Source organism: Variovorax sp. 05N34, assembly GCF_056397405.1.
The window spans coordinates 149829-166373 of the sequence record NZ_JBFTNI010000006.1 but is presented as its reverse complement, the minus strand read 5'-3'; the positions used below and the strand labels follow the sequence as shown (position 1 = coordinate 166373).

The following is a 16545-nucleotide window of genomic DNA, read 5'->3' as shown; positions in this document are numbered from 1 at the left end:
GTCAGGTCTCCTGGGGCTCGGCCCCGAGCGAAGGTGGTGTGGCTTGGCGCGCCGCCTGGCGATGAGCGCGGCGGCTGTGGGTTTCTGCGAAGACGGCCGGCACGAAGAAGAGTGTCGACACCGTCGCGAAGAGCAGGCCGCCGATTACTGCGCGGCCCAGTGGCGCGTTCTGCTCGGCGCCTTCGCCGAGGCCGAGCGCCATCGGGATCATGCCGATGATCATCGCCAGCGCCGTCATCAGCACCGGACGGATGCGCGTCGCGCCCGCTTCGAGTGCGGCCGACAACGGCGGTATGCCTGCCGCCAATCGCTCTCGCGCGAATGCAATCAGCAAGATGCTGTTGGCGGTCGCCACGCCCATGGTCATGATCGCGCCGGTCAACGCCGGCACGCTGAGCGTGGTGCCCGTGATGAACAACATCCATGCGATGCCGGCCAGCGCAGCCGGCAGCGCCGTGATGATGATGGCCGCATCGATCCACGACTGGAAGGTCACCACGATCAGCAGATAGACCAGCACGATCGCCATCGCCAGTCCGACCCCCAGGCCGATGAAGGACGACTGCATCGTCTGGACCTGCCCGCGAAGGGTCGCCTGGCTGCCGCGCGAGAGCTTGGGCCGCATGTCGTCCACCAGCGCTTTGACCTTCGAAGCGACGCTCGCGAGGTCCGTGCCCTGCACGCTGACATAGACGTCGATCACCGGCGCGATGTTGTAGCGCGATGCGACCGCCGGTTGCCGGCCCGCTTGCGCGTCGACGAGATTGCCGAGCAATTGAGGCGCGCCGCTCCCCGCGCCACCCGAGCCGGACGCCACCGGAATGTTGAGCAGGGAATCGAGGGAGTCCACCGTGTATTGGGGCGATTGCACCGCAACGCTGTAGACCACGCCGTTCTGAGGGTTGAGCCAGAAGGCCGGCGCCGTCTGCGAACTGCCGGACAGCGCGATCAGCACGTTCTGCCCGACGTTGGCCGCGGTCAATCCGAACTGCTGCAGGCGCGTCCGATCCATCTGCAGATTGAGACCTGGGCCGTCCAGGCGCTGGTGGACGTGGGCATCGACCGCGCCGGGAATCTGTCGGATGGCCTTCACCAACTCCGCCGCGCGTGCCGCATTGCCGTTGAGGTCGTTGCCGCTGAACTGCACGTCGATGGCCGCTGGCAAGCCGAAATTGAGGATCTGCGTGACGATGTCCGCCGGCTGGAAGAAGAACTCCGTGCCCGGAAAACGCTTGGGCAATTCGGCACGCAGCAGCGATACGAATTCCTCGGTGGGGCGATGGCCTTCGCGCAACGAAAGCAGGATCTCGCCGTCGAGCGTTCCGATGGTGCCGGCGTTGCTGTAGGACAGGTTGATGCCGCTGTTGGGCACGCCCAGGTTGTCCAGGATGGTCTCCAGCTGGTCGTGGGGCACCAGTTCGCGGATGACCGCTTCGACTTGATCCGCAAGGCGCGCCGTTTCCTCGATGCGGGTACCGGTCGGCGCGCGCATGTGCAGGCGGATCTGCCCTGCATCCACACTCGGGAAGAAGTCCCGGCCGAGCACCGGATACAGCAGGCACGACAGCAGGCAGAAGCCCAGGAAGAGGGCAATGAAGCGGTTGCGGCGGGACAGCACCGCCGAGAGCACCAGCGTATAGGCGCGGCGTACTCGCTCGAACCGCGCGTCGAAGCTCCTGTAGACGCGTTGCAGCATGCTCGGGTTCGCGTCGGCGGCCGCCTTGGCATGGACGCCGCCCATCAGCAGCATGACGAGCGTTGGCACCAGCGTTCGCGAGAGCAGGTAGGACGCCAGCATGGCGAACACGACGGCCTCCGCGAGCGGCACGAAGAGGAATCGCGCCACGCCCGACAAAAAGAACATCGGCACGAAGACGATGCAGATGCACAGTGTCGAGACGAATGCCGCCGGCCCGATTTCGCCCGCGCCGACGAGGATGGCTTCGTTCAGTTCCGTGCCCATGTGCAGGTGGCGCTCGATGTTCTCGATGGTCACGATCGCCTGGTCGACCAGAATGCCGACGGAGAGCGCAAGGCCGCCGAGCGTCATCAGATTGAGCGTCTGGCCCAAGGCATAGAGCACGAGGATCGACGCCAGGATCGACAGCGGAATGGTCAGCCCGATGATCAGCGTGCTGCGCCAGTTGCCGAGGAAGAGCAGCACCATCGCCGCAGTCAGCGCCGCGGCGATGAGGGCCTCGAACACAACCCCCTTCACTGCGGCTTTGACAAAGACCGACTGGTCGAACAGCGGCGTCACCTTGATGTCCGCCGGCATTCCTTGCGCAGCGGCCGGCAACAGGGCGCGGATGTTGGAGACGATGTCCAGCGTCGAGGCGCCGCCGTTCTTGAGCACCGACAGCAGCACGCCGCGCACGCCGTCCTGTCGCACCACATTGGTTTGCGGCGAGAAGCCGTCGCGCACATAGGCCACGTCGCGCAGGTAGGTCGTGGCGCCGCCCGTGGTGCGCACCGGCAAATCATTGAGGCCCGCGATGGCTTCGGGCGAACCGTTCATGCGCACGCTGTATTCGGTGGCACCGAACTTGACGGTCCCCGAGGGCAGGATGAGGTTCTGCGCGTTGACCGCATTGACGACGTCGGCCGGCGAGAGGCCGCGCGCCTGCAGCGCCTGCGTGTCGAGATCGACCGAGATCACCCGGTTCTTGCCACCGTACGGAAAAGGAACCGCCGCGCCCGGCACCGTGATGAGTTGCGGCCGCAACTGGTTGATGGCGGCGTCGAACAGCGCGTTCTCGGCCCTGGTGGGACTGGACAACGCCAGCTGAACCACCGGAATGCTCGATGCCGAATACTTGATCACCAGCGGCGGCGTGATGCCCGGCGGCAACTGGCGCACCTGCGTCTGCATCGAAGCGACGACCTGCGCAATGGCAGTCTCGATGCTCGCGGTCGGCTGGAAAAACACCTTGATGACCGACACGCCGGCCAGGGATTGCGATTCGATGTGCTCGATGTCGCTGACTGTCGTCGTCAGCCCGCGCTCGGTTTGGCCCGAAATGCGCTGCCCCATCTCTTGCGCCGGCAGGCCGCCGTAGTTCCAGATGATGCTGATGACCGGAATGTTGATTTCCGGAAAGATGTCGGTCGCCATCCGCAGCAGCACGAACGGAGTGGCCAACACGATCAGCATCGCCATCACGATGAAGGTGTATGGACGACGCAGAGCCAGTTGGACCATGGACACGACTTGTTACTTCTGCAAGAAGAGGCCGCCATCATAAAGAGAGATGACCTGCGCCATTGAGCCGGCGCAGCACCTTTACGTTCCCTCGCTGGCTTGGCTCTGGCTTCGCTCAAGCGCCTTGGCGCAACCCGAGGGCATCGAACACGCGGATTGCCGCATAGGCGTCGTTGGCTGCATAGCGCAGTTGCGCGTCGGTGAGCTGCCGGTTGGCCCAGTTCGAAGTGGTTGCCTTGCGCGACTTGACGAAGCGCTGATCGAAGACGAGCGCCACGGCTGTCTTCACGCCAATGGACTTGCGATAGCCGCGGCGGCGGAATTCGGAATCGATGTCGAACACGGAACGAGGCTCGATGTCCAGCCGCTGACGGATCAGGCTCAAGTCGCTGGAGAGCCCGAAGCCGGCCTTCAGCAGATCCGCCGAGGCCAGCAACTCGCGGAGCACGCCATGCAGTTCGGTGCGGTGCAGCTGGAACAGCCATGCCTCGGACGGTGTCGCGAACTGCACGACGTGCGGCCCGCTGGAGACTTCGAACTTCGCGAAGGTCGGCTTCGATTCGGTGTCGAAGCCCACGACGCGACTGGCCAGGAGCGCGGTGGCCGCGGCTTCGGCGTCTTGCTGCGTGGCGACCACCCTGATGTCCCGAAGGCCAAGGCCTTCGAAGGGTTGAAGCAGCGCGATCTGCTCGCGTTCGGGTAGCGGGTGAAGGCTGTCGTTCATTCAGGAAGCCGCTCAGGCTCGCAGCAACTTGTCATGGTGCGCGAGGTGCTCGGCGACAAAGCTCTGGATGAAGTAATAGCCGTGGTCATAGCCTTCATGACGCCTCATCGTGAGAGGCTGGCCGGCCGCGCGGCAGGCGGCCTCGAACACATGCGGATGCAACTGCTCGGCGAGAAACTTGTCGGCAAGCCCTTGGTCGATGAGGATGCCGCCGGGGAAGGGCAGCTCGGTCTGCGATTGCATCAGTGCCGACGCGTCATGGGCGAGCCACGCATCGCGATCCTCCCCCAGGTAGCCGCTGAACGCCTTTTCGCCCCACGGGCATTGGCTCGGTGCGCAGATCGGCGCAAACGCCGAAAGCGACTTGAATCGGCCGGGATGCCGCAACGCGAGCGTGAGCGCGCCGTGTCCGCCCATCGAGTGGCCGAAGATGCCGATGCGTTGCTCATCGATGGGCAGCGCCTGCGTTGCCAGAGGCAGCAGCTCGTTCATCAGCCAGCTCTCAATCCGCCAGTGTTCGGCCCATGGAGCGGACGTCGCGTCGAGATAGAAACCGGCGCCGATGCCGAAGTCCCAACTCGAAGACGCGCCTTCGATGCCTTCTGCCTTCGGTCCTCTTGGGCTGGTGTCCGGTGCAATCAGGGCGAGCCCGAGTTCGGCGGCCATACGCTGCGCGCCAGCCTTGACCATGAAGGTTTCCTCGTTGCAGGTCAGGCCGGCAAGATAGACAAGCGCCGGCACCGGACCGCGTTCCGCCTGCGGCGGCAGAAAAGTCGAGAACCGCATCGGCAGGCCGATCTCGCGGGACGGGTGTTCGTGAAAGCTTTGCACCCCGCCAAAGCAACGGTGTTCAGAGAGAGTCTTCAGGCTGTCGGTCATTTCCATGCGCTTCATGGCCGTGCTCCTTGCCCGACTAGTAAAGAACGACTCCGCGAATCGATTCGCCGCGCTTCATCAGGTCGAAGCCCTTGTTGATGTCTTCCAGCGGCATGGTGTGCGTGATGAGATCGTCGATGTTGATCTTGTTTTCCATATACCAGTCGACGATCTTCGGCACATCGGTGCGTCCGCGGGCCCCGCCGAAGGCCGAGCCTTCCCACTTGCGGCCAGTGACGAGTTGGAACGGCCGCGTACTGATCTCCGCGCCCGCTTCGGCCACGCCGATGATGATGCTTCGGCCCCAACCCTTGTGCGTGCATTCGAGCGCCTGGCGCATCACCTGCGTGTTGCCGATGCATTCAAAGCTGTAGTCGGCGCCCCCATCGGTGAGCTGCACGATGGCGTCCACCACATTGGGCGTGTCCTTCGGGTTGATGAAATGCGTCATGCCGAACTTGCGTGCCATTGCCTCGCGCGCGGGGTTCAGGTCCACGCCGATGATCTTGTCGGCGCCAACCATCCTGGCGCCCTGGATCACGTTCAGGCCGATGCCGCCGAGACCGAAGACCACAACGTTCGCGCCTGCTTCCACCTTGGCCGTGAAGATCACCGCGCCGATACCGGTGGTCACGCCGCAGCCGATGTAGCAGACCTTGTCGAAGGGTGCGTCTTCGCGGATCTTGGCCAGCGAAATCTCGGGCGCCACTGTGTAGTTGCTGAAGGTGCTGGTGCCCATGTAGTGAAAGATGGGCTTGCCGTCGATGCTGAAGCGGCTGCTGCCATCAGGCATCAAACCCTTGCCCTGCGTGCCGCGGATGAGCTGGCACAAGTTGGTTTTGCGCGACAGGCAGAACTTGCACTGACGGCATTCCGGCGTGTAGAGCGGGATGACGTGGTCGCCCTTCTTGAGGGTGGTGACGCCGGGGCCGACGTCGACCACGATGCCTGCGCCCTCATGGCCGAGGATGGCGGGGAAGATGCCTTCCGGGTCAGCGCCGGAGAGCGTGTAGTAGTCGGTGTGGCAGATGCCCGTGGCCTTGATTTCGACCAGCACTTCGCCGAAGCGGGGGCCTTCGAGGTCGATGGTTTCGATGGTCAGGGGCGCGGCGGATTTCCACGCGACGGCGGCTTTGGTTTTCATGGCAAGACAGGAAAAGTGAAGATGCGGGGACGTCCCAGATGCGTCACTTTATGCCATAGAACTTCGCCGCATTCGCACCCAGGATCTGATCCTGTTCGGCAGGCGAAAGGGCGTCGAGCAATTCGAGCGTGGCCCCCATCCACGCTGGATAGCTGCCTGCGAGGTTCAACACCGGCCAATCGCTGCCCCACATCAGCCGCGAGGGGCCGAAATGCCGAAGCAGATGATCAACGTACGGGCGCAGTGTGACCGTGCCCCAGCCGGGTGCGGCCTCTGTGGCGAGGCCCGAAAGCTTGCAGAAAACGGGCGTGGACCGCGCGAATTCCGCCATGTCGCCGGCCCAGGACTCGAACTGGCCGTGTGCGATGTCCGGCTTGGCGGCATGGTCGATCACCATCGGCAACTCGGGATGGCGCTGCGCGAACGCCAATGCGGTTCCGATCTGGTAAGGCTTGATCAGGAGGTCCAGGCGCAAACCAAGCTCCGTCATCGTCTGGATCGCCGGTCCGAGGCGCGCGTCGAGAATCCATTGCGCATCAGGCAAGTCCTGCAGCATCGGCCGCAATCCCTTGAACAAGGGCGCTTGCGCAAGTCGGCGGATGCGCTGCGGCGCGTCTGCCGCCGCAAGATCCGTCCAGCCTACGACTGCGCGCACACGGCTGGCCGGGTCAGCGGCCAGCGTCAGCAGGCGCCACGTTTCGGCCTCTGTCGGCGCCGCCTGCACCAGCACCGTGCCTTCGATGCCGGCCGCATCGAGGAAGGGTGCGAGATCGGCCGGGGCGAAATCTCGGTGGATCGGGTGCAGCGCAGGCGTGTCTTCCAGCCAGCCGTAGTCGCCGAAGGCCGGCGACCAATAGTGCTGGTGCGAATCGATGCGCATGGTCAAGCCTGGGCTTTTGCGCGTACGACGCCTTTTCGCAAAAGCACATTGCCGTACAGGCGCGTTTCCCCGGTCTGCACGATCGCGAAGGCTTCGCGGGCTCTGGCATAGAAACTTTCGCGAGGCAGCGATTCGGCGCGGAGCGCGCGGCCCTCCGCCTGTTCGGCCGCCGTCTGAAATTCGCGCACGATGTCCGGGACTTCGTCAGGTGACCCGACCACCGCCATGGTGGCGAGCGGCGCGTCGACAAAATCGTCGATCGGCAAAATGCTCAGCACGGCCTCAACCACCGGCACGGCGGCGCAGCCGTCCATGCGCACCAGCCTGCGCGCACAAGCCGCTGCCGGAAAATTGGCGTCGACCAAGGCAATCTCGTCGCCATGGCCCATCGAGGCCAGCAGGTAAAGCAGGTCGGCGCCGAGCAGGGGGTCCAGTGTTTTCAGCATGGCGTGTTTTACCGCGGATCCAGAGGCCAGGGCCAGAGGTTCAGTAGCACTGGCACTGGTGGTAGAGCGCTGCGACACCTGATAAAAACGGACCATGACAAAGATCCTCGTTCTCAATGGCCCCAATCTCAATCTGCTCGGAACGCGTGAGCCTGCGCAATACGGGCAAGAAACTCTCGCGGATGTCGAGCGGATGTGCCAGGAAGCGGGGGCCAAGGTCGGTGTGGAGATCGAGTGCCGCCAGAGCAATCACGAAGGCATGCTCATCGACTGGATCCATGAAGCCGGTCGGGAGGTCGCCGCTGGCCGCATGCTCGGCGTGGTGATGAACCCGGGCGCCTACACACACACGTCCGTGGCGTTGCACGATGCGATCAAGGGGGCGAGCGTTCCGCTTGTCGAGCTTCATATCTCGAACGTGCATGCGCGGGAGGAATTCAGGCATCACTCATACATCTCGCCAGCCGCGCGCGGGATCATCGTCGGGTTCGGCGTGAAGGGCTACCCGCTCGCGATCGAAGCGCTGGTGCGCGTGAGCGCCGCCGCCTGATGGGCACGCGAGCAGGGCTCTTCGAGGCACCCGATGGCACCCTCCGCTGCCGGTGGTGCGAATCGACGCAGGTCTACCAGGACTATCACGACAGCGAGTGGGGCTTTCCGGTCACGGACGATCGCCGGCTTTTCGAGAAGCTGTGCCTCGAGGGCTTTCAGGCGGGCTTGAGCTGGCTGACGATTCTCAACAAGCGCGAAGCCTTCAGGCGCGGCTTTGCGCAGTTCGATGCCGAGCGCGTGGCGCGCTTTGGCGCCAAGGACATCGAGCGCCTGCTGGCCGATGTTGGCATCGTGCGGCATCGCGGCAAGATCGAATCAACCATCAACAACGCCAAGCGCGTGATCGAACTGCGAGAGGAATTCGGCTCTCTCGCGGCCTACGCGTGGCGCTTTGAGCCGGATGTGGCGACGCGGCCGAAGCGCATCACGCATGACGCGCTGCGAGAGATGACCACATCCGCCGAGTCGATCGCGATGTCGAAAGACCTGAAGAAGCGCGGCTGGAGCTTCGTCGGCCCGACGACGGTCTATGCATTCATGCAGGCAATGGGCCTGGTCAACGATCACGTCGAAGGCTGCCATGCGCGCGAGTCGGCGTTGGCCGCCCGCGCCAAGCTGAAGCTTCCGCACTGAGCAACTGCCTCAAGCCGCCTGCGGCCCCGACACTTTCCGGTGGCTGATCCGGCCTTGGCCGTCGACGCTTTCGAGGTGTACGTCGAAGCCCCACAGCCGCGCGACGTGCTTGAGCACCTCTTGCGAGTCGTCGTGCAGGGGACGGTTGTTGTGCTGCGTGTGGCGCAGCGTGAGAGAGCGGTCGCCGCGCAGGTTCACGCTCCAGACCTGGATGTTGGGCTCGCGATGGTTCAGGTCGTACTGGCGTGACAGCGATTCGCGCAATTGGCGGTAGCCGCTGTCGTCGTGGATGGCCGACACCTCGAGCTCGGATTCGCTTTCTTTGTCGCTGACCGCAAAAAAGCGGAAGTCCCGCATCAGCTTGGGCGACAGGAACTGCCCGATGAAGCTCTCGTCCTTGAAATTGCGCATCGCATAGTCGAGCGACGTCTGCCAGTCGGATCCAGCGATGTCCGGGAACCAGCGCTTGTCTTCTTCGGTCGGCTTCTCGCAGATGCGCCGCAGATCGGTGTACATCGCGAAACCGAGCGCATAAGGGTTGATGCCGCTGTAAGCCCGATGGCCGATCGGCGGCTGAAAGACAACGTTGGTGTGCGACTGCAGCCACTCCATCATGAAACCGTCCGCCAGCAGGCCTTCGTCATAGAGCGTGTTGAGCAGCGTGTAGTGCCAGAAGGTTGCCCAGCCCTCGTTCATGACCTGCGTCTGCCGCTGCGGATAAAAGTACTGCCCGATCTTGCGCACGATACGCACCACTTCGCGTTGCCAAGGCTCCAACAATGGTGCGTTTTTCTCGATGAAGTAGAGAAGGTTTTCCTGCGGCTCTGCCGGGAAGCGCTTGGCTGCTTCTTCTTCCTCGGCGGTGCGGCCGGCGCGTTTGGGCAGCGTGCGCCAGAGGTCATTCACCTGTTGCTGGAGGTGATGCTCGCGTTCCTCGCGGCGTGCCTGTTCCTGGCTGAGGGACAGCCGTTGAGGACGGCGATAGCGGTCGACCCCGTGATTCATCAGCGCATGGCAGGAGTCGATCAGGTCTTCGACCGCCGACACCCCATGGCGCTCCTCGCATTCGCTGATGTAGTGCCGCGCGTAGACGAGATAGTCGATGATCGAGGACGCGTCCGTCCACATCTTGAAGAGATAGTTGCCCTTGAAGAAGCTGTTGTGGCCGTAGGCGGCATGGGCGATCACCAGCGACTGCATCGCCATGGTGTTCTCTTCCATCAGATAGGCGATGCACGGATCGGAGTTGATGACGATCTCGTAGGCCAGTCCCATGTGGCCGCGGCGATAGTTCTTCTCGGTCGAGATGAACTGCTTGCCGTAGGACCAGTGGCGATAGATGACCGGCATGCCCACTGAGGCATAGGCGTCCATCATCTGCTCGGCGGTGATGATCTCGAGCTGGTTGGGGTAGGTGTCCAGCTTGTAGCCGCGCGCCACCCGGGCGATCTCGCCGTGGTATTGCTCTATCAGCTCGAAAGTCCAGTCCGAAGGACTGGGCAAGGGCGTTCGTGTCTTTTCGTTCACGCCGGTCCTCTTTCTTTCTTGAACAACTCGCGGAACACCGGATAGATGTCCTGCGCGTCGGAAACCTTGCGCATCGCGAAGTTCTTGTGCGAGTCGATCAGCTGGCTGTATTCCTCCCACATGTTCTGTTCGGCTTCGGCAACCTGCACATAGGCGTAGTAGCGCACCAGCGGCAGCAGGTGTTCGCTCAGGAGCTCACGGCACCGGCCGCTGTCCTGGTGCCAGTTGTCGCCGTCGCTGGCCTGCGCACCATAAATGTTCCATTCGCTGCTCGGATAGCGCGCCCGAACGATGTCGAGCATCAGCGTGAGTGCGCTCGAAACCACGGTGCCGCCCGTCTCCGTCGCGTGGAAGAACTCTTCTTCGGTGACTTCGGCAGCCTGTGTGTGGTGGCGGATGAAGACCAGGTCGATCTTCTCGTAGTGCCGCGTCAGGAACATGTACAGCAGCATGAAGAAGCGCTTGGACATGTCCTTGCGCGACTCGTCCATCGAACCCGAGACGTCCATCAGGCAGAACATCACCGCCTTGGCGGAAGGAACCGGTACCCGCACGCGATTGCGATAGCGCAGGTCGATCGGATCGAGGAAAGGCACGTGCTTGGCCTTGCTGCGCAACTCTTCGAGCTTGGCTTCGGTTTCGCGGATTTCACGCTGCACGAGGGCATCGGCGACACGGGGGCTGCGCTGCAGATGAAGCAGGTGCGCTTCGAGTTCGCGGATCTCGCGCCGGGAGTCGCCGCCGAGCGCGATGCGTCGCGCCAGCGCGCCACGCATCGAGCGCACGACATGCAGGTTGCTCGGGTTGCCGTCGCTTACGAAGCCAGCCCGATGGCTCTTCCACTCCGGGACTTCGGCCAGCTGCGTGCGAACCAGATGGGGCAGGGCGAGGTCTTCGAAGAAGACCCGCATGAACTCTTCCTTTGTCAGGCGGAAGACGAAATCGTCCTCGCCGCCTTCGCCGTCACCGGCCTGCGAGCCGCTGCCAGAGCCGCCGCCGCCCTGCGGCCGTTCGATGCGGTCGCCCTTGACGTACTCCTTGTTGCCCGGATGCACATATTCACGGTCGCCGCCCTGGCCGTGACCGAACACAGGCTCCGACACATCGCGTTTGGGCAGCGTGATGTCCTCGCCCTGCTCGAGATCGCGGATGCCGCGGCCGCTGACCGCGCGCCGCACGGCTTCGCCGATCTGCTCGCGATAGCGCCGCAGGAAACGCTCGCGGTTGCCGATGGACTTGTTCTTGCCTGACAACCGACGGTCGATGATCTGCTGCAGCATTGCCACGCCAGACCTCCTTCTTCAACTCATCATGAACTCTTGCGTACGCGCAAATACCATTCGCACAGCAGACGCACCTGCTTGGCGGTGTAGCCCTTCTGCACCATGCGATTGACGAAATCCTCGTGCTTCTTGAGCTCGTCGGCGCTGCTCTTGGCATTGAAGCTGATGACCGGCAGAAGCTCTTCGGTGTTCGAGAACATCTTCTTCTCGATCACCGTGCGGAGCTTTTCATAGCTGGTCCACAGCGGGTTCTTGCCTGCATTGCCGGCGCGCGCGCGCAGCACGAAGTTGACGATTTCGTTTCGGAAGTCCTTGGGATTGCTGATGCCCGCGGGCTTTTCGATCTTTTCCAGTTCTGCGTTGAGCGATCCACGGTCGAAGACTTCTCCCGTGTCCTGGTCGCGGTACTCCTGGTCCTGGATCCAGTAGTCGGCGTAGGTGACGTAACGGTCGAAGATGTTCTGGCCGTACTCCGAGTAGCTTTCGAGGTACGCCGTCTGGATCTCCTTGCCGATGAACTCCGCATAGCGCGGCGCCATCAGCTCCTTGATGTACGACAGGTACTTCTGCTCGGTCTCGGGCGCGAACTGCTCGCGCTCGATTTGTTGTTCGAGCACATACATCAGGTGCACCGGATTCGCCGCGACCTCGCTGCTGTCGAAGTTGAAGACCTTCGAGATGATCTTGAACGCGAAGCGTGTCGAGACACCGCTCATGCCTTCGTCGACACCCGCGTAGTCGCGGTACTCCTGAATGGACTTGGCCTTGGGGTCGGTGTCCTTCAGGTTGTCGCCGTCGTAGACCTGCATCTTGCTGAAGATGCTGGAGTTCTCGGGCTCCTTCAGGCGCGTGAGCACCGAGAACTGCGCCATCATGCGTAGCGTTCCAGGCGCGCAGGGCGCATGCGCCAGTGATGAGTTGCGCACCAGCTTCTCATAGATCTTGATCTCTTCGGACACACGCAGGCAGTACGGCACCTTGACGATGTAGATCCGATCGAGAAACGCTTCATTGTTCTTGTTGTTGCGGAAGGCCTTCCACTCGCTCTCGTTGCTGTGCGCGAGCACGATGCCGTCGAACGGAATGGCGCCGAAGCCTTCAGTGCCCTTGAAGTTGCCTTCCTGGGTGGCCGTCAACAGCGGATGCAGCACCTTGATGGGCGCCTTGAACATCTCGACGAATTCGAGCAGGCCCTGGTTGGCGAGGCAGAGGCCGCCGGAGTAGGCGTAGGCGTCAGGATCGTCCTGCGCGTAGTCCTCCAGCTTGCGGATGTCGATCTTGCCGACCAGCGACGAGATGTCCTGGTTGTTCTCATCGCCAGGCTCGGTCTTGGCGACCGCGATCTGCCGCAGCACCGAGGGGTAGCGCTTGACTACCTGGAACTTGCGGATGTCCCCGCCGTACTCTTCGAGCCGCTTCACCGCCCATGGCGACAGAATGCGCTGCAGGTAGCGGCGCGGGATGCCGTATTCCTTCTCGAGGATCTCGCCGTCTTCCGACGCATCGAAGAGACCGAGCGGCGATTCATTCACCGGCGAGCCCTTGATGGAGTAGAAGGGCACGTGTTCCATGAGCTGCTTGAGACGCTCCGCGATGGAGCTCTTGCCGCCGCCCACTGGGCCAAGCAGATAGAGGATCTGCTTTTTTTCCTCGAGGCCCTGCGCGCCGTGCCGGAAGTACGACACCACCTGTTCGATGGCATCTTCCATGCCGTAGAACTCGCGGAACGCAGGGTAGATCTTGATCACCTTGTTCGCGAAGATTCGCGACAGGCGAGGGTCGTTTCGAGTGTCCACCAGTTCGGGCTCGCCGATGGCTTCGAGCATGCGCTCGGCCGCGGTGGCGTACGCCATGGGCTCCCGCTTGCAGACCTCAAGATATTCCTGCAGGGACAGGACCTCTTCGCGCGTACGCTCGTAACGAGCGGCGAAGTTACTGATGACATCCATAGACACCTCCATCGAGTCAGCGGGGCGCTGCCCGGAGTCTCCGTGCTGCACACGTTGCATCGTTCGCAGGAATGGTGCCAGGTGATGTGTGCACGCTTTGGATTAACTCCTCAAGCAGGAACTCGCTCAAAGCATAGAACAAAGAACGCGTCCAGCAAATTGCTTTTCGGATAAGAACCACAACGAAGTTGGAAAGTTCAGAGTAAAAGTTGCACGAACCTCGATCAATCGCAATTTCCAAGTCCGCATGACGCGCATGGCGGACCTCCCGCACGAGATGCACAAGATGCTCACGCGTCCACACCAGCGTAACCTGTCCGGTTTCGTCGCGTGCGGCTGTCGGTGCTTTCCATATATCTTGAAGATCTATTTCTATGGGTTTGCAACGCTTGAGCCGTGCTGCCGGCTTACGAATAAACACTGAAGAGGTGAGAATCTCGCATCGGTATTCACAAGATGGCCGGCGCACAACAAAAAGGCGGCCATTGGGCCGCCTTTTTTCGCCGATTTTCGAAGGGTCATTCGACCTTGCCGATCTTTCGCACAGCCTCTGTCATGGCGCTTGCATCCGCATTCCAGTAGGTCTGGAACTCTGGCGCATCCAGATAGGCGATCGGACTTCCCGCCTTTTCGATCACCTGCGCGACGGCAGGGTCCGCTGCAACCTTTGCAGATGCGGCCCTGAGCTTGCGAACGATGTCTTCGGGCGTTCCCGCAGGAACGAAGAGCCCCGACCACTGCGCGAACTTCACCTTGTAGCCGGACTGCAAAAGGCTCGGCACATCCGGAAGCGCCGCCAGCGGCTGATCGCCCCAATGCGCGAGCGCGCGCAGTCTGCCGCCCTTGATCTGCTGCACCACCGTGGACGGTCCGCTCGCGACCGCATCGACCTGGCCTCCGAGAAGCGCAACGACGGCCGGACCCGCTCCGGTGTAAGGAATGTGCGTCATGCGAAATCCTGCGGAGTTCTTCAGCATTTCCATCGGCACATGCATGGTGCCGTAGTTGCCGGAGCTCCCATAGTTGTAGGCACCGGGCTTGGCGCGTGCGTCCGCGACAAAGTCGGCGAGCGTCTTCCATGGCGCATCCGCGCGCACGACCAGTACGGTCGGATCGGCGGTAAAGCGCGCGATCGGCTTGAACTGGCTCATCTGGTAAGCGGGCTTGCGGTCCAGGATGACGTCGGCTTCCGGAAGGATGGAGATGGAGGACAGGCTCATCAGCACTGTGTAACCGTCCGCCGGTGCTCGCGCGACGTAGCCGATGCCGACCGCGCCACCGGCGCCGGCCCTGTTCTCGACGATGACCGGCTGCTTGAGCTCGCGTGACAAGGCTTCGGCAACTGGCCGCGCCACGGTATCGGCAACGCCGCCGGGCGGAAAGGGCACGATCATCGTGATCGGTTTTTCAGGCCATGAGCTTTGCGCGAGTGCGCTCGCAGCGGCGGTGATCAGCGCGGCGCCCAGCAGCGCACGTCGTGAGGGGTGCATGTTTGTTGTCTCCGTTGTGTCGGGTAATCAGACGAACCGGTTCTCGAGCACGCCCAGCCCGTCGATCTCGATGCGAACGACGTCGCCCGGCTTGAGGTACTGCGGCGGCGTCAGACCCATGCCGACTCCGGCGGGGGTGCCGGTCGCGATCATGTCCCCCGCGTGCAGCGTGATGCCGCGGGAGCAGGTTTCGATCAGCGTGGGAATGTCGAAGATGAGATCGGTGGTCTGGCCGTCCTGTCGCGCTTCGCCGTTGACCCAGCAGCGCACCCGGGTACGCGTGCCATCAAGTTCGTCGGCAGTCACGATCCAGGGCCCCATCGGGCAGAAGGTGTCGAAGGACTTGCCCAGGTCCCATTGCTGGTGCCGCATTTGCACGTCGCGCGCCGTGACGTCGTTGACGATGGTGTAGCCGAACACATGCGACATCGCGTCGGCCCGCGAAATGTTGCGGCCGCTTTTGCCGATCACCACCGCCAGTTCCGCTTCGTAGTCGATCTGCGCCGAAATGGCCTCGCCGGGCAATTGCACCGGGTCGTGGGGCCCGATGACGCACTCGGGCACCTTGGTAAAGACGATGGGCCACGCATCGACGCTGGCCGCACTGTTCTTGAACACCGAGCCCGACAACTCCTTTGCATGCGCGTGGTAGTTGCGGCCGACGCAGAAGATGTTCCGGCGCGGCAGCGGGATCGGCGCTTCCAGCTTGACGTCGCCCAAAGCGATGGGGCTGCCCGCAGTCGGCAGCGCGGATGCGCCAGAAGCGTGTGATTCGATGAGGGGCAACGCCCCGCGAAGGGCCGCGGCGGGGTCGAGTTGAAGCGGCGTGACGGTCAGTCGATCGTCGGAGACAAGGCCGACGTGCCTGCGGCCTTGATATTGATAGGTTGCAATGCGCACAATGATCTCCTCTATGGCGACCAAATGCTACCAATCGAATACCAAGTCCACAATAGAGCCCAGCCCGCGTCCGGACCGCCAGGGTCGGCGCGCTCTCTTCAATTCAATCCATCTGCGATCGTGCACAGTGCCCTGAACTTGCGGGAAGCCATCCTCGAAAACCTGAAGTCGCGCGCGTGGCGGGCCGGCCATCGCTTGCCGACCGAACGGGAGTTGAGCAGCCAATACGGGCTCAGCCGGTCGACCGTTCGCCGCGTGCTCGCGGACCTGAAGGGCAGGGGGTTGATCACTCAGACGGTCGGCAGCGGCACCTACGTGAGCGACGAAGTGGGCCGCGCGCTCGCCGACATCAGCAGTGGCGAGTCGCCGCTGGCAACCAGTCCGGCCGAGCTGATGAGCGCCCGACTGGTGCTCGAACCCGCCATCATCGCCATGGTGATCGGCAACGCGACCACTGCAGACTTCGAAAGAATGGAAAACTGCTGCGAGCGAGGCGAGGCCGCCGCCACCATCGAGGAGTTCGAATTGTGGGACGGCAAGCTGCATGAGGCGATCGCTGATGCCGCTCACAACGCGTTCATTTCCACTGTCTTCCAACGCATGAACGAAGTCCGTGCGCAGAGCGAATGGGGCATGCTGAAGCGGCGCAGCGCAACGCCCGAACGCCGGCTCGCCTACCAGCGCGAGCATCGCGACCTTGTGGCGGCGTTGAAGGATCGCGACGGAGCGCGAGCGAGCGAACTCTGCCTCGGCCACCTGGTTCATGTGCGGAAAAACTTGCTCGGCTATTGACGGTGCGTGGCGCACCGTAACGCTGGGACAGCGAGCCTGCGCGCCGTTGGACTAGCGGAAACCCGCCCTCGCATTGACCCGGTCCGGGCCCGCCGGTATATTGGCCTGGATTGGCGTGGAGGCATACCAATTCATACCAATTGACTG

14 protein-coding genes are annotated in these 16545 nt (G+C 62.9%); 3 read left to right on the top strand and 11 right to left on the bottom strand.

Annotated elements, in window-relative coordinates; all coding sequences use genetic code 11:
- Position 1 precedes the first annotated feature (1 nt).
- From AC1DMA_RS17825 to AC1DMA_RS17800, 6 genes are all read right to left on the bottom strand, one after another.
- Complete coding sequence (locus tag AC1DMA_RS17825) at positions 2-3208, bottom strand: efflux RND transporter permease subunit (protein ID WP_478145043.1); 3207 nt, start codon at positions 3206-3208, stop codon at positions 2-4.
- 109 nt (positions 3209-3317) lie between these two features.
- Positions 3318-3926 (bottom strand): 3'-5' exonuclease, encoded by a 609-nt coding sequence (locus AC1DMA_RS17820; RefSeq protein WP_478145042.1) that lies wholly within the window; start codon positions 3924-3926, stop codon positions 3318-3320.
- Between the two features lie 12 nt (positions 3927-3938).
- Complete coding sequence (gene fghA, locus AC1DMA_RS17815) at positions 3939-4805, bottom strand: S-formylglutathione hydrolase (protein ID WP_478145193.1); 867 nt, start codon at positions 4803-4805, stop codon at positions 3939-3941.
- A gap of 34 nt (positions 4806-4839) precedes the next feature.
- Positions 4840-5946, bottom strand: a complete 1107-nt coding sequence (locus AC1DMA_RS17810; protein ID WP_478145041.1) for an S-(hydroxymethyl)glutathione dehydrogenase/class III alcohol dehydrogenase — start codon at positions 5944-5946, stop codon at positions 4840-4842.
- 43 nt (positions 5947-5989) lie between these two features.
- Positions 5990-6826: an amidohydrolase family protein gene (locus tag AC1DMA_RS17805; RefSeq protein ID WP_478145040.1), complete on the bottom strand. Its 837-nt coding sequence runs from the start codon at positions 6824-6826 to the stop codon at positions 5990-5992.
- Between the two features lie 2 nt (positions 6827-6828).
- Positions 6829-7368 (bottom strand): RbsD/FucU family protein, encoded by a 540-nt coding sequence (locus tag AC1DMA_RS17800; RefSeq protein ID WP_478145039.1) that lies wholly within the window; start codon positions 7366-7368, stop codon positions 6829-6831.
- Here AC1DMA_RS17800 and aroQ point away from each other — a divergent pair.
- Together aroQ and AC1DMA_RS17790 are read left to right on the top strand one after the other, a co-directional pair.
- Positions 7367-7822, top strand: coding sequence for a type II 3-dehydroquinate dehydratase (gene aroQ / locus AC1DMA_RS17795; RefSeq protein WP_478145038.1), 456 nt, complete (start codon positions 7367-7369; stop codon positions 7820-7822). The two genes, AC1DMA_RS17800 and aroQ, sit on opposite strands and share 2 nt — an antisense overlap.
- Entirely contained in the window at positions 7822-8457 is a 636-nt protein-coding gene (locus AC1DMA_RS17790) for a DNA-3-methyladenine glycosylase I (protein WP_478145037.1), read from the top strand. The genes aroQ and AC1DMA_RS17790 overlap by 1 nt, the downstream gene beginning before the upstream one ends.
- A 9-nt stretch (positions 8458-8466) precedes the next feature.
- Here the strand turns inward: AC1DMA_RS17790 and AC1DMA_RS17785 are convergent, their stop codons facing one another.
- The 5 genes from AC1DMA_RS17785 to AC1DMA_RS17765 all read right to left on the bottom strand — a co-directional run bounded on the left by AC1DMA_RS17785 (position 8467) and on the right by AC1DMA_RS17765 (position 15606).
- A complete protein-coding gene (locus AC1DMA_RS17785) occupies positions 8467-10095 on the bottom strand; it encodes a SpoVR family protein (protein ID WP_478145192.1) in 1629 nt (542 codons plus the stop codon).
- Positions 9981-11264: a YeaH/YhbH family protein gene (locus tag AC1DMA_RS17780; protein WP_478125860.1), complete on the bottom strand. Its 1284-nt coding sequence runs from the start codon at positions 11262-11264 to the stop codon at positions 9981-9983. The genes AC1DMA_RS17785 and AC1DMA_RS17780 overlap by 115 nt, the downstream gene beginning before the upstream one ends.
- A 29-nt stretch (positions 11265-11293) precedes the next feature.
- On the bottom strand, positions 11294-13216 hold the full coding sequence (locus AC1DMA_RS17775) for a PrkA family serine protein kinase (protein ID WP_478125814.1): 1923 nt from the start codon (positions 13214-13216) through the stop codon (positions 11294-11296).
- A gap of 518 nt (positions 13217-13734) precedes the next feature.
- Positions 13735-14706 carry a tripartite tricarboxylate transporter substrate binding protein gene (locus tag AC1DMA_RS17770; RefSeq protein ID WP_478145036.1) on the bottom strand — a complete coding sequence of 324 codons (972 nt, stop codon included), beginning with the start codon at positions 14704-14706 and terminating at the stop codon, positions 13735-13737.
- Between the two features lie 27 nt (positions 14707-14733).
- Positions 14734-15606 carry a fumarylacetoacetate hydrolase family protein gene (locus tag AC1DMA_RS17765; protein WP_478145035.1) on the bottom strand — a complete coding sequence of 291 codons (873 nt, stop codon included), beginning with the start codon at positions 15604-15606 and terminating at the stop codon, positions 14734-14736.
- A gap of 120 nt (positions 15607-15726) precedes the next feature.
- On the opposite strand from AC1DMA_RS17765, the gene AC1DMA_RS17760 reads away from it, so the two are divergent.
- The gene (locus AC1DMA_RS17760; RefSeq protein ID WP_478125817.1) at positions 15727-16398 is read left to right on the top strand and encodes a FadR/GntR family transcriptional regulator; all 672 of its coding nucleotides are present in this window, start codon (positions 15727-15729) and stop codon (positions 16396-16398) included.
- The last annotated feature ends 147 nt before the right edge of the window (positions 16399-16545 follow it).